General features: G+C 67.0%; 11 protein-coding genes. 8 read left to right on the top strand and 3 right to left on the bottom strand.

Features of this window, described 5'->3' with window-relative positions; genetic code table 11:
• Positions 1–80: 80 nt before the first annotated feature.
• Positions 81–2,681: an excinuclease ABC subunit UvrB gene (uvrB, locus tag FBQ73_RS02315; protein WP_138397916.1), complete on the top strand. Its 2,601-nt coding sequence runs from the start codon at positions 81–83 to the stop codon at positions 2,679–2,681.
• A gap of 71 nt (positions 2,682–2,752) precedes the next feature.
• Positions 2,753–3,382 carry a trimeric intracellular cation channel family protein gene (locus FBQ73_RS02310; RefSeq protein ID WP_138397915.1) on the top strand — a complete coding sequence of 210 codons (630 nt, stop codon included), beginning with the start codon at positions 2,753–2,755 and terminating at the stop codon, positions 3,380–3,382.
• Between the two features lie 32 nt (positions 3,383–3,414).
• Here FBQ73_RS02310 and FBQ73_RS23035 read toward each other — a convergent pair whose 3' ends face one another.
• Positions 3,415–3,885 (bottom strand): DUF930 domain-containing protein, encoded by a 471-nt coding sequence (locus tag FBQ73_RS23035; RefSeq protein ID WP_246089516.1) that lies wholly within the window; start codon positions 3,883–3,885, stop codon positions 3,415–3,417.
• Positions 3,886–4,224: 339 nt separating this feature from the next.
• On the opposite strand from FBQ73_RS23035, the gene FBQ73_RS02300 reads away from it, so the two are divergent.
• Entirely contained in the window at positions 4,225–4,773 is a 549-nt protein-coding gene (locus FBQ73_RS02300) for a DUF2478 domain-containing protein (protein ID WP_170218721.1), read from the top strand.
• 263 nt (positions 4,774–5,036) lie between these two features.
• Positions 5,037–5,768, top strand: a complete 732-nt coding sequence (locus FBQ73_RS02295) for a hypothetical protein (protein ID WP_138397913.1) — start codon at positions 5,037–5,039, stop codon at positions 5,766–5,768.
• Positions 5,769–5,782: 14 nt separating this feature from the next.
• Here FBQ73_RS02295 and FBQ73_RS02290 read toward each other — a convergent pair whose 3' ends face one another.
• Positions 5,783–6,217, bottom strand: coding sequence for a GtrA family protein (locus tag FBQ73_RS02290; protein ID WP_210236645.1), 435 nt, complete (start codon positions 6,215–6,217; stop codon positions 5,783–5,785).
• Between the two features lie 356 nt (positions 6,218–6,573).
• Between FBQ73_RS02290 and carB the strand changes: the two genes are divergently transcribed.
• Both carB and greA read left to right on the top strand, forming a co-directional pair.
• Complete coding sequence (gene carB / locus FBQ73_RS02285) at positions 6,574–9,936, top strand: carbamoyl-phosphate synthase large subunit (protein WP_138397912.1); 3,363 nt, start codon at positions 6,574–6,576, stop codon at positions 9,934–9,936.
• Between the two features lie 294 nt (positions 9,937–10,230).
• Positions 10,231–10,704 (top strand): transcription elongation factor GreA, encoded by a 474-nt coding sequence (greA, locus tag FBQ73_RS02280; protein WP_138397911.1) that lies wholly within the window; start codon positions 10,231–10,233, stop codon positions 10,702–10,704.
• A gap of 67 nt (positions 10,705–10,771) precedes the next feature.
• On the opposite strand, the gene FBQ73_RS02275 is transcribed toward greA, so the two are convergent.
• Positions 10,772–11,257 carry an Lrp/AsnC family transcriptional regulator gene (locus FBQ73_RS02275; protein WP_138397910.1) on the bottom strand — a complete coding sequence of 162 codons (486 nt, stop codon included), beginning with the start codon at positions 11,255–11,257 and terminating at the stop codon, positions 10,772–10,774.
• A gap of 322 nt (positions 11,258–11,579) precedes the next feature.
• On the opposite strand from FBQ73_RS02275, the gene trxB reads away from it, so the two are divergent.
• Both trxB and FBQ73_RS02265 read left to right on the top strand, forming a co-directional pair.
• Complete coding sequence (gene trxB / locus FBQ73_RS02270) at positions 11,580–12,542, top strand: thioredoxin-disulfide reductase (protein WP_138397909.1); 963 nt, start codon at positions 11,580–11,582, stop codon at positions 12,540–12,542.
• 231 nt (positions 12,543–12,773) lie between these two features.
• The gene (locus FBQ73_RS02265) at positions 12,774–13,664 is read left to right on the top strand and encodes a LysR family transcriptional regulator (protein WP_138397946.1); all 891 of its coding nucleotides are present in this window, start codon (positions 12,774–12,776) and stop codon (positions 13,662–13,664) included.
• The last annotated feature ends 127 nt before the right edge of the window (positions 13,665–13,791 follow it).

Genomic DNA, 13,791 nt, shown 5'->3' with positions numbered 1-13,791 from the left:
GGCCTGTTCGGAGCTTTGGCGACGCGCGGTCTTGCACCCTGCGTCTTTCCTTGCGGGGGGATCGCCCCCATATTCCCCCCATGGCCAAAGCATCCCGTCCCGGTAAGCTCGGAGAGCGCTCCCAGCGTCATTTCGAGCCGGCGCCCCAGCAGGCGCTTGATCCTGAACTCGCACAGTCCCTCGGGCTCGCGCCGGGGGACCTGAGCCTCGACTTCGCGTCCGCCGGCGCCTCCGCCACGGTGCAGGCGCTGTCGCAGCTGATCGAGAGCGGGCGGCCGGAGGTCAACGGCCAGACCTGGGTGCCCCATCGCCCGCCGCGCCCGGAGAAGTCCGAGGGCGGCGTGCGCTTCACCATGAAGAGCGATTTCGAGCCCGCCGGCGACCAGCCCGCGGCCATCGCCGAGCTGTGCGCGCAGGCGCAGGCGGGGGAGCGCGACCAGGTGCTGCTGGGCGTCACCGGCTCGGGTAAGACCTTCACCATGGCCAAGGTGATCGAGCAGCTCCAGCGCCCGGCCATCGTGCTTGCGCCCAACAAGACGCTGGCCGCCCAGCTCTACGGCGAGTTCAAGAGCTTCTTCCCCGACAATGCGGTGGAGTATTTCGTCTCCTACTACGATTACTACCAGCCGGAAGCCTATGTGCCCCGGACGGATACCTATATCGAGAAGGAATCGTCCATCAATGAGCAGATCGACCGCATGCGCCATGCGGCGACCCGCGCTCTGCTGGAGCGCGACGATGTGATCATCGTCGCCTCGGTGTCGTGCATCTACGGCATTGGCTCGGTCGAGACCTATTCGGCCATGACCTTCGACATTAAGGTGGGCGAGCGCATCGACCAGCGCGGCCTGCTCGCCGATCTGGTGGCCCTGCAATACAAGCGCATCCAGTCGGATTTCGCCCGCGGCACCTTCCGGGTGCGCGGCGACAGCGTGGAGATCTTCCCCGCCCATTATGAGGATCGCGCCTGGCGCGTCTCTTTGTTCGGCGACGAGGTGGAGAGCATCGCCGAGTTCGACCCGCTCACTGGCCACAAGAGCGGCGACATGAAGAGCGTGCGCGTCTACGCCGCCTCCCATTACGTCACCCCGCGCCCCACGCTGATCCAGGCCATCACCGGCATCAAGGCCGAGCTGAAGATGCGGCTCGACGAGCTCTACAAGATGGGCCGCCTTCTGGAGGCCCAGCGGCTGGAGCAGCGCACCCGCTACGACCTGGAGATGATGGAGGCCACCGGAAGCTGCGCCGGCATCGAGAATTATTCGCGCTGGCTCACCGGCAGGAAGCCCGGCGAGCCGCCGCCCACCCTGTTCGAATATGTGCCGGACAATTCCCTCGTCTTCATCGACGAGAGCCATGTGACCGTGCCGCAGATTGGCGCCATGTATCGCGGCGACTTCCGCCGCAAGGCGACGCTGGCGGAATACGGCTTCCGCCTGCCGAGCTGCATGGACAACCGCCCGCTCAGGTTCGAGGAATGGGAGGCCATGCGGCCGCAGACCGTCCATGTCTCCGCCACCCCCGGCACCTGGGAGATGGAGAAGACCGGCGGCGTGTTCGTGGAGCAGGTGATCCGGCCCACCGGCCTCATCGATCCGCCGGTGGAGGTGCGCCCCGCCCGCACCCAGGTGGACGATCTTCTGGGGGAGGTGCGTGCCTTTGCGGCCAAGGGCTACCGCACGCTGGTGACCGTGCTGACCAAGCGCATGGCCGAGGACCTCACCGAATATCTGCACGAGCACGGTATCCGCGTGCGCTACATGCATTCCGATATCGACACCATCGAGCGCATCGAGATCATCCGCGACCTCAGGCTCGGGGCGTTTGACGCGCTCATCGGCATCAACCTGCTGCGCGAGGGGCTCGATATCCCCGAGTGCGGGCTGGTCGCCATCCTGGACGCGGACAAGGAGGGTTTCCTGCGCTCGGAGACCTCGCTGGTACAGACCATCGGCCGCGCCGCCCGCAACGTGGACGGGCGGGTCATCCTCTATGCCGACCGGGTCACCGGCTCCATGGAGCGGGCCATGGCGGAGACCTCTCGCCGCCGCGAAAAGCAGATGGCCTACAATGTTGAGCACGGCATCACGCCGGAGAGCGTGAAGAAGGCCATCGGCGACATTCTCAATTCCGTCTACGAGCGCGACCACGTGCAAGTGGACGCGGGCCTGGCGGAGGAGGGGGCGGCCTTCGGCCACAACCTCAAGGCGGTCATGGCGGACCTGGAGAAGCGCATGCGCGCCGCCGCCGCCGACCTCGACTTCGAGACCGCCGCCCGGCTGCGCGACGAGATCCGCCGGCTGGAGGCCACCGAGCTTGCTGTGGCCGACGATCCCCTCGCCCGGCAGGAGGCGGTGGAGGACAAGTCCGGCGGCTTCCGGGGGCCGCGCAAATATGGCAAGGCGGCGAACATGCCGCCCAAGGAGGACGCCGGCAAGCTCCTGCCGCGCGGTCGCGGGGCGGCGCGCAAGCCGCGCGCGGGTGCAGACCAGGAGGGGATGGGCGAGGAGCAGGCGTCCTATGCCGCGCCGGTCACCCGCGCCCACAAGCCCTCCCTCGACGACATGGGTCCCGGCTCCGACCGCGCCGTGCCCATCACGGAAGACACCTTCCGCCCCGGCCCGCGCCCCGATCCCGGGACCAAGGGCTACCGCAAGGGCGGGCGGCGCTCGAAGGGGTAAGGCGCCCCGCTCGCCCGTCCCGCGGCACCCGTGCTACGCCCGGCGGATCGAGGCGGGGCGGGGAGGCAGGTATGGAGACGGCGGATCTTCTCAAGGTTCTCTACATCGTCGCCATTGTGGCGGAGGCAATGACGGCCGCGCTGGCGGCGGGACGACGGGAGATGGACTGGGTGGGCGTATGCCTGCTCGGCTCGGTCACGGCGCTCGGCGGCGGCTCGGTGCGCGACGTGCTGCTGGGCCGGCATCCCCTGTCCTGGGTGCAGCATCCGGAATACCTGCTGATCACCTGCGGTGCGGCGCTGGCGACCATCATGGTGGCGCGCTACATGCGCCATTTGCGGTACGTCTTCCTGTTCCTCGATGCGGTGGGGCTGGTGGTGTTCACCGTCATCGGCTGCAACGTGGCCATGAGCCTCGACATGCCGGTGGTGGTTGTGATCGCCGCCGGGATGATCACCGGCTGCGTCGGCGGGGTCCTGCGCGACGTGCTGTGCGCGGACGTGCCGTTGCTGTTCCGGGCCGAACTCTACGGCACCGTATCCATCGTGACCGGCGGCCTTTACATGGCGGGCAAGGCGCTGGATCTGCCACACGATCCCCTCACCGTCGGGGTCATGGTGCTCGGATTGGGGATGCGGATGCTCGCCCTGCGGTTCGGCTGGCGCATGCCCAAGTTCGTCTATACCGAAACGATCCACTGAGGGTTCGTTGCGGCCATTCAAGACCGAAAACCCTACGGCACCAGCGAGTGCGCCGACCAGTCGTCACGGGGCACCTCGGCGCCAAGGGTGTAGCTGAAGGTGTCCACGTCCATGCCGTCGGCGCTGGTGTGGCAGGTGTAGGAGAGGTGGTACCAGTGCCCATGGCTGCGGATGGCGGCCCCCGGCGCGCTGATGGAGGCCTCCCCCAACTGCGGGTCGGCGAAGGCATAGGCCACGGTTTCCTCGGGCTGCATGTCGGCATGCTCGCGCCCCACCGTGCCCATGGCGCGGGCGTTGCAACGCTGCTCGATGCGGGTGGGAAGGTCCACATGCAGCATCGCCGCGTCCCGATTCGGCTGGCCGTTGTCGGGCTGGGCAGTGTGGGAATGGCTCTTTTTGGTATGGGCGTGCTTGTGCGCCGCCTCGGCTGTCGCCGGGAGGGCGGCGAGCGACAGGGTAACGAAGGCTGGCAAAAGCAGCGTCGGCAAGAGGAGCGTTGGCAAGAGGAGCGTTGGCAATAGGCGCTTCACGAGGGTTCACATCCACGGCTGAAAGTCCCGAAGCCGTGCGCATAATAGAAAGTCGTGGCAGCGGTGGGACGGACTGCGCGAAGATGTGACCCGTTTCCCACGCTGCGACCTGTGTTATGCTGGTCATGATATAGCTTTGGCGGCCTCGCGGGAGGTGCGGCTGATGATATAAGTTCGATGGTCTGTGAGCTTGACGCACGGGCCATCGCTCGAGCCTCTGCGGCACTCGAGCGTACCCACTGGGCGTCGGTCAACGACCGATGCTGATGATATAAGGTCCCGCGAAGGTGGACCGCAGGAATGGATCTGGGGATGGCGGCTGAGCGCGCGATGATCCTCGCCTTGCAGGGGGCGGACCGGGAAAAGATCCAGTCCCTCCTCATTGAGGCTGCCGACGGGCTGCGTGCGTCCGGCGTGCGCATCCTGGGCGTGGTGGAGCATCTGCCCCCCGGCTGCGCCCATGAGGACGTGCTTTTGCTCGACCTCGTCTCCGGCGAGACCAACCGCCTGCACCAGAATCTCGGCCCCGGCGCGTCCGGGTGCAGCCTTGACCCAGCCGGGCTCGCGGCCGCCTCCGCCGGCGTGGAGCGGGCCATCGCCGCGCGCCTTGACGAGGGCGGCGACCTCTCCGACACGGTGGTCATCCTCTCCAAGTTCGGCCGTCAGGAGGCGGAGGGACGCGGCCTCACCAGCGCCTTCCACGCGGCGGTGGCGGCGGAAATCTGCGTGCTCACCTCGGTTTCCCCAACGGTGCGCGACCAGTGGGACGGCTTTGTCGGCGATCTCGCCCAGATCGCGCCGGCCAGCCTGCGCGAGGTCGAGGCGTGGTGGAACTGTCTGACGCGCGAACTGGCGGAGTGAAGCGGCCGGCGCGCCGACGGCCCATTATGGCTTCGTCACCGGACAACAAGCAGTAATTCAAAGGGTTTTTTCTTCTCGCCGGCGCCCGGACGGTGCGCAGCAGGTGCGCGTCGGCGCGATTTCTTCACGTGAGCCGGTATCCCCTTGGCTCGAAAACGCTCTAAGAAGGGCCTTTGGCACGGACGATCCTTGGCGTTTTACGCGGCGGCACCGCGGCAGGCCGGGGACAACCAGCCGCTCCTCGTCCCGTCTAGAAGGCAGCCATGGCCCAGCGTCGCCCCTTTGCTCGTCCTGCCGCTCCCGGCACCCGTCCCGCCGCAGCCGTGGTCCTTGCCTCGGCCCTGCTCCTTGCGGCCTGCCAGGGCAATCCGGACAGCTGGGGCACCGGGGTGGTGAAGCAGTCCGACGCGTTCGGCGACTATTCGGAGACGGTGGTCAACATCCCACGGCCCACCGCCGGTCCGCGCCAGTTCCAGTGCGCCGGCCCGTTCGCGCCCAACACCAGCGCCGTCAACATCGCCGCCGATTTCGGCCAGGCCAATGTGGTGACCGGCAACATCATCTCCCCCGACGGCAGCACCTCGCCCGGCCTCGTGCTCCTGCCCAACGATCCGGCGCTGAGCCTTGAGATCGCCTGGAAGGACGCCATCGACATGGTGAACCCGCGCCGGGTGGCCTTCACCGAATCCTCCGCCTGGAGCGTGAACGGCATCGCCATCGGCTCCACCCTCGCGGATCTGGAGAAGGCCAACGGCAAGCCGTTCCGGGTGCAGGGCTTCGGTGGCAATGGCGGCGGCGTGGTGGCGGACTGGCGCGGCGGACGGCTGGGTAACCTGGGCGGCGGCTGCACCCTCGGCGTGCAGCTGGCGCTTTCGGCCACCGCCTCGGACCAGTCCACTGCGCGGCTGTCCGGCCCCCGGAGCATTGCCTCCAGCGATGCGACGCTGCGGGCGGCCGCCCCCACCGTGGGTGTGTTCTGGGTGAACTACCGGTAGCCGATCGGCCCCGCTCAGGCCTGCCGGGCGCCGGTGCGGTGGGCGAAGGCCCACACGCGATAGCCGGAGAAGGTCCACAGCATGGTGATGCCGGTCGTGATGGACTGGGCCAAAAGGTAATAAATCCCCAGCTCGTGCACCAGCAGGCCCATGATGAGGCCGTTCAGCACGAAGGCCACCCCCGCCACCACCATGAAGCGCGGCACCGCCCCCGCATGGGAGCGGGTGGATTCGAAAGTGAAGCGGCGGTTGAGGCTGTAGGAGACGATCCCGCCCACCACGAAGCCGACGCCGGAGCCCGCCACCGGGCCGGTGAGGCCGTTTTCCACCAGCACCGTCAGCGCCGCGAAATGGGCGGCGGTGGCGGTGAGGCCCACGCCCACGAAGGTGGCGATCTGCCGGATGAGGGCGCGGTATCTGACGACCAGTTCGGCGAAGGTGGTTGGCACCGCGTCTGTCTCCGGCGGAAGTGAGCCGTCAACGTCGGCGTCATGGCTTCCGTCGCCGCAAATTATGGTCTAAGGAAGCCCATCAGCGCGCAGGGTGAAAGAGAATTCCCGAGGTGTGACCTCCTCGCACTTCCTCCGCCCCCATGCGCGCACGCTTCCGGGACTGTCCGGGGCGGTGCTCGATCCTTTCGGGGGGCGCGTGACCCGCGGCCCTTTTTTTGCGCCCGGAGCGCGATCGGAAAGGCGCGAGTGCCCCTGAGGCAGCCCTGCCCGGAAGCATCGACGAAACGGATCCCGCGGTCCGCCCCCGTGTCTACCCGGGAGCGGGCGGCGACGGTGGAGAGCGCCAGACAGAAATGCCGAAACGCACCGATATCGAAACCATCCTCATCATTGGCGCCGGTCCCATCGTGATCGGGCAGGCCTGCGAGTTCGATTATTCCGGCACGCAGGCGGTGAAGGCGCTCAAGGAGGAGGGATACCGGGTCGTCCTCGTCAACTCGAATCCCGCCACCATCATGACCGACCCGGACATGGCGGACGCGACCTATATCGAGCCCATCACCGCCGAGATCGTCACCAAGATCATCGAGAAGGAGCGCGGCGACCGCTCCAAGGGCTTCGCGCTCCTGCCCACCATGGGTGGCCAGACGGCGCTCAACTGCGCCCTGTCGCTGAAAAAAATGGGCACGCTCGAAAAATTCGACGTGGAGATGATCGGCGCTACCGCCGAGGCCATCGACAAGGCCGAGGACCGCGAGCTGTTCCGCGAGGCCATGACCAAGATCGGCCTCTCCACGCCCACCTCGCGCCAGATCAAGACCCTGTCCCAGGCGTTGGATGCGCTGGAGGTGGTGGGCCTGCCCGCCATCATCCGCCCGTCCTTCACCATGGGCGGCACCGGCGGAGGCATCGCCTACAACAAGGCCGAGTTCATCGAGATCGTGGAGCGCGGCATCGATGCCTCGCCCACCAACGAGGTGCTCATCGAGGAAAGCGTGCTCGGCTGGAAGGAGTATGAGATGGAGGTTGTCCGCGACAAGGCGGACAATTGCATCATCATCTGCTCCATCGAGAACATCGACCCCATGGGGGTGCACACCGGTGATTCCATCACGGTGGCGCCGGCGCTGACGCTGACCGACAAGGAATACCAGATCATGCGCGACGCATCCCTTGCGGTGCTGCGCGAGATCGGGGTGGAGACCGGCGGCTCCAACGTGCAGTTCGCGGTGAACCCGGTGGATGGCCGCCTCATCGTCATCGAGATGAACCCGCGGGTGTCGCGCTCCTCCGCGCTGGCCTCCAAGGCCACGGGCTTTCCCATCGCCAAGGTCGCGGCGCGCCTCGCGGTGGGCTACACGCTGGACGAGATCGAGAACGACATCACCGGCGGCGCGACCCCGGCCTCCTTCGAGCCCACCATCGACTATGTGGTGACGAAGGTGCCGCGCTTCGCCTTCGAGAAGTTCCCCGGCGCCGATCCGGTGCTGACCACCGCCATGAAGTCGGTGGGCGAGGCCATGGCCATCGGCCGCACCTTCCAGGAATCCCTCCAGAAGGCCCTGCGCTCGCTGGAGACCGGCCTCACCGGCCTCGACGACATCGAGATCGAGGGGCTGGGGCAGGGCGACGACAAGAACGCCATCCGCGCCGCGCTCGGTACCCCGACGCCCGATCGCCTGCTCTATGTGGCGCAGGCCATGCGCCTCGGCCTGACCGACGAGCAGATCCATTCCGCCTGCAAGATCGACCCCTGGTTCCTCGCCGAGATCCGCGGCATCGTGGAGACTGAGGCGAAGGTGCGCCGGCTCGGCCTGCCGGTCACCGCCGGCGCCTTCCGCCGGCTGAAGGCCATGGGCTTTGCCGACGCGCGCCTTGCCACGCTGGCCGGCCTGTCGGAAGCCGAGGTGCGAGAGCGCCGGCAGGGCCTCGACGTGCGCCCGGCCTACAAGCGCATCGACACCTGCGCGGCCGAGTTCGCCTCGCCCACCGCCTATATGTATTCCACCTACGAGACGCCGTTCGCCGGTGCCGTCGCCGACGAGGCGCGGCCCTCCAACCGGCAGAAGGTGATCATCCTCGGCGGTGGCCCGAACCGGATCGGGCAGGGCATCGAGTTCGACTATTGCTGCTGCCATGCGGCCTTCGCCCTGAAGGACGCGGGCTATGAAGCCATCATGGTCAACTGCAACCCGGAGACCGTCTCCACCGACTACGACACCTCGGACCGGCTCTATTTCGAGCCGCTCACCGCGGAGGACGTGCTGGAGCTGATCGCCCGCGAGAAGACCAACGGCACGCTGAAGGGCGTCATCGTGCAGTTCGGCGGCCAGACGCCGCTGAAGCTCGCCAAGGCGCTGGAAGACGCGGAAGTGCCGATCCTCGGCACCTCGCCGGACGCCATCGACCTCGCCGAGGACCGCGACCGCTTCAAGACCCTGCTCGACCGGCTGAAGATCCGCCAGCCGGCCAACGGCATCGCCTACAGCGTGGAGCAGGCGCGCCTGGTGGCAAGCGATCTCGGCTATCCCATGGTGGTGCGCCCCTCCTACGTGCTGGGCGGCCGGGCCATGCAGATCATCCGTGAGGAGAGCCAGCTCGGCGACTATCTGCTGGAGACCCTGCCGGGCCTGGTGCCGCAGGAGGTCAAGGCCCGCTATCCCAACGACAAGACCGGCCAGATCAACACGGTGCTGGGCAAGAACCCGCTGCTGTTCGACCGCTACCTGTCCGACGCCATCGAGGTGGATGTCGACGCCCTGTGCGACGGCACCGACGTGTTCATCGCCGGCATCATGGAGCACATCGAGGAGGCGGGCATCCATTCAGGTGACAGCGCCTGCTCACTGCCGCCCTATTCGCTCTCGCCGCAGATCCTCGCCGCGCTGGAGAAGCAGACCGCCGCCATGGCCCTGGCGCTGGGCGTGGTGGGGCTGATGAACGTGCAGTACGCCATCAAGGGCGATGTCATCTATGTGCTGGAGGTCAATCCGCGCGCGTCCCGCACGGTGCCCTTCGTCGCCAAGGTCATCGGCCTGCCCATCGCCAAGATCGCGGCGCGGGTGATGGCCGGGGAAAAGCTCGCCGCCTTCAACCTGGAGCGGCCGCAGGTGACGCACATCGCCATCAAGGAGGCGGTGTTCCCGTTCGCCCGCTTCCCCGGCGTCGATACGGTGCTGGGCCCGGAAATGCGCTCCACCGGCGAAGTTATGGGCCTCGACACCGATTTCGGCGTGGCCTTCGCCAAGAGCCAATTGGGCGGCGGCACCAAAGTGCCGAAGTCCGGTACCGTCTTCGTGTCGCTGAAGGAAGGCGACAAGGAACGCATCCTGCCGTCCATCAAGATGCTGCTTGATATCGGCTTCAAGGTGATCGCCACCTCCGGCACCCAGCGCTTCCTGGAGGAGCATGGCGTCCCGGCGACCAAGATCAACAAGGTGCTGGAAGGCCGTCCCCATATCGTGGACGCCATAAAGAACGGCGAGGTCCAGCTCGTCTTCAACACCACCGAGGGGGCGCAGGCCCTCGCCGACAGCCGGTCGCTGAGGCGGGCCGCCCTCTTGCAGAAAGTGCCGTATTACACCACGCTGTCTGGAGCCATCGCGGCAGCGCAGGGGATCAAGGCCTACGCAGGCGGAGATCTCAAGGTGCGCCCGCTGCAGGGCTATTTCGATGCCAGCGGGCAAAAGGCGCGGGGCAAGGCGTCCGTCGCCTGATTCTGCGTCTGCTGGTCGCGGCGCGCGTGGGCCCGGGTTTGTCCCTGGGCTTTTTGCCTCCACGGGCGTTTTCGTCGTGCCTGCCCTGCGCATCCGCGCCGGGTGGGCGGAGCCTTCGCCGCCATGCGGCTTCCGTCGGGCGTTTGCCGTCGGGAGTTTTGCCGCCGGGCGGGGGCAGCCGCCGCAACCGTGGGCAAACGCCGCGCGGTGCGGCTTTCTTTTCTTGCGCCGGATGCGCCCTCTCCAGGGGTGTCCGGCGCAGTGACCTGTTTCAGGAGGTCTGAAGAAGGACCCATGGAGAAGATTCCCATGACGGCGGCGGGTTACGCCGCCCTCGCGCAAGAGTTGAAGCAGCGCCAGCAGGTTGAGCGCCCGCGCATCATCGCCGCCATTTCCGAGGCCCGCGCCCATGGCGACCTCTCGGAAAACGCGGAGTATCACGCTGCCAAGGAGCAGCAGTCGCTGAACGAGGGGCGCGTCGCCGATCTCGAGGACAAGCTGTCCCGGGCCGAGGTGATCGATGTGTCCAAGCTGTCCGGAGACGTCGTGATGTTCGGCGCCACCGTGACCCTCGTCGACGAGGACACGGAGGACGAGAAGGTCTGGCAGATCGTCGGCGACAGCGAAGCCGACGCCAAGGCCGGCCGCATCTCCATCTCCTCGCCCGTGGCCCGCGCGCTCATCGGCAAGAAGAAGGGCGCCTCGGTGGAGGTGGTCACGCCCAAGGGCGCGCGGTCCTTCGAGATCGTGGCGGTGCGCTGGGCCTGAGCCTTATTGCCTTTGCGCCCTCTCCCGCACGCGGGGGAGGGCCGCATACGCTTCGGAACGGGCCGTATCAGGCGCCTTTTGGCAGGCCGGCTTCCAGCGGTACCACCGGGGCGTTCTTGGATTGCTTCAGGGTGAGGGCGGTTTTCACGTTGCGCACGTTGGGCGCGGCGGTGATGTCCAGCACCAGGTTCTGGAAGCTGCGCAGGTCAGGGGTCACGCACAGCATCAGGAAGTCCACATCGCCGGAGAGCATCCAGGCGCTGCGCACCTGCGGCCAATGGGCGATCATCTCCTGGAAGGCGTCGAGGTCCACCTCGGCCTGGCTGATGAGATGCACCATGGCGAAGGCCATGAGGTCATAGCCCAGGCTCTTCTCGTCGAGCAGGGCGCGGTAGCCCTCGATGATGCCGGCCTCTTCCAGCGCGCGCACGCGGCGCAGGCAGGGCGGGGCGGAAATGCCGACGCGACGGGACAGCTCCACATTGGTCATGCGCCCATCCCGCTGCAGTTCGTCGAGAATCTTCCAGTCGACTGCATCAAGGCGAACGGTCAAGGCACAACTCCCCACGGGTAAAGTCACGGCACCTTAGTGCGCGCTTGTGGCAACGCAACGAAATAATCTTGCGCCGCTGTCGCGGTTCAAAGCGTCGCGGAGCCCGTGGTCCGGCCGGCGCCGAACGCTGTGCGCGCATGCTTTCCGTGGATGGCGCAGCGCAGGGGCGTGCGTCGTCGTCGCGGGGCTCCGCCCAGCCTTGTGAGCTTGGGGGGGAGCCCCTACATTCGAGCATAGCTCACGCTGCGGCCAGGAGCGCCGGCCCCCGGGGCTGTCGACGCTCCACAGCTGCCGCGGCACCGCACGGATTTCGGGGACACTCATGACTGCCCACACCGTCAAGGTCGTCATCATCGGCTCGGGGCCGGCTGGCTACACCGCGGCCATCTATGCAGCGCGTGCAATGCTGGAGCCGGTTCTGTTCGAGGGCATCCAGCCCGGCGGCCAGCTCACCATCACCACCGACGTGGAGAACTATCCCGGCTTCGCCGACCCCATCCAGGGTCCCTGGCTGATGGAGCAGATGCGCGCCCAGGCCGAGCACGTGGGCACGAAGATCGTCACCGACCACGTGGCGAGCCTCGATCTGTCGCACCGGCCGTTCCGCATGGTGACCGAATCGGGCGACACCTATGTTGCGGATGTGGTGATCCTGGCCACCGGCGCCCAGGCACGCTGGCTGGGCCTTGAATCGGAGGCGGCCTATCGCGGCTCCGGCGTTTCGGCCTGCGCCACCTGCGACGGCTTCTTCTACCGCGGCAAGGACGTGGTGGTGGTGGGCGGCGGCAACACCGCCGTGGAAGAGGCGCTCTTCCTCACCAATTTCGCCTCCAACGTCACCGTCGTGCATCGCCGCGACAGCTTCCGCTCCGAGCGAATCCTGCAAGAGCGGCTGTTCGCCAATCCCAAGGTCAAGGTGGTGTGGAACGCGGAACTCGCCGAAGTGGTGGGCCAGGATGACCCCTTCGCCAAAGTCACCGGCGCGCGCCTGAGGGATGTGCGCACCGGTGCCCTCACCGAGCTACCCGCTGACGGCATATTTATCGCCATCGGCCATGCACCTGCCACAGAGCTGGTAAAAGACCAGCTGAAGCTCAAGGAGAGCGGCTATGTTTGGACCGCGCCCGATTCGACGGCAACGTCGGTGCCGGGCGTGTTCGCGGCCGGCGACGTGGCGGACGACGTCTATCGTCAGGCCGTCACCGCCGCGGGCCGTGGCTGCATGGCCGCCCTCGAGGCGGAGCGCTTCTTGGCCCACCAGGGCGTGGCGAAGGCGGCCGAATAGGCCATCCCTCGCCCGCGCCGGCGTCACGCGGCGATCCCGGTTCGAATTGGCGGAGCAATTGCGCGGCTGGGCGGCCGTTCGGGCATCCGGATCGAACCGATTGAATACAGCGCCGCTTTCCGGCCCCGTTCGGGCCGGTGACGCGAGGGCCGGATGCCTGTCGACGACCGTGCGGGACCGTCGAACGGCTTCATCCGGCTCTCTTCGAAGGGTGAGAGGGGCTCGGGCCTGATGGATTGGGACAAGCTTAAGGTCTTCCACGTTGCCGCCGAAGCCGGCTCGTTCACCCATGCGGGTGAGACGCTCGGCCTCTCCCAGTCGGCCGTGAGCCGGCAGGTCTCAGCCCTGGAGACGGAGCTGAAAGTCCCCCTGTTCCACCGCCATGCGCGGGGGCTGATCCTCACCGAGCAGGGCGAGCTTTTGTACCGGACCGCCCACGAGGTGTTCCTGAAACTGGAATCGGCCCGCGCCCAGCTCACCGACAGCCGCGAGAAGCCCAATGGCGAACTGCGCGTCACCACCACGGTGGGGCTCGGCACCCATTGGCTGACGGCGCGGGTGGGCGAGTTCGTGGACTTGTTCCCGGACATCCGCATCCAGCTCATCCTCACCGACGAGGAGCTGGACCTCGCCATGCGCGAGGCGGACGTGGCCATACGCATGCGCCAGCCGGTGCAGCCGGACCTGGTGCAGCGCAAGCTTTTCACGGTGAATTTCCACGCCTATGCCTCGGCCGACTATCTCAAGCGCCACGGTCATCCGCGCTCCATCGAGGAGTTGGACAAGCACCGCATCCTGTTGCTGGGCGGGCCGATCCCGCCCTATTTCCAGGGGCTGAACTGGCTGGAGCATGCCGGGCGCGACGGTTCCACGCCGCGGGTGCCTGCTTTCGAGGTGAACAGCGTGCTGGGCCTGAAGCGCGCGGTGGAGCGGGGCGTCGGCATCGGAACGCTGCCCGATTATCTTTCTGACGATGCCTCGTCCCTGGTGCAACTCTTCACCGATCGGGAAACGCCCAAACTTGAGGCATACTTCACCTATGCGCAGGAAATGCGCTCGGTGGCCCGGATTCAGGTCTTCCGAGACTTCCTCATCTCCAAGGCACAGCGGTGGAATTACTGATTTATGACGTGTGACGGTAAATTGGTAGCGGGGCGGCATGCCAGCTAAGCGCTGGGCACATGCCTGATATGCGGTCAGTATCCGTTGCAAACTGCCTAAGAGTCGAGCATCTTGGGGATGCGCTGAT

The sequence above is a fragment of the Xanthobacter autotrophicus genome (genome assembly GCF_005871085.1).
Taxonomy (GTDB): Bacteria; Pseudomonadota; Alphaproteobacteria; order Rhizobiales; family Xanthobacteraceae; genus Xanthobacter; species Xanthobacter autotrophicus.
The sequence above is the reverse complement of the archived record's forward strand: the minus strand, read 5'-3'. Positions and strand labels throughout refer to the sequence as shown.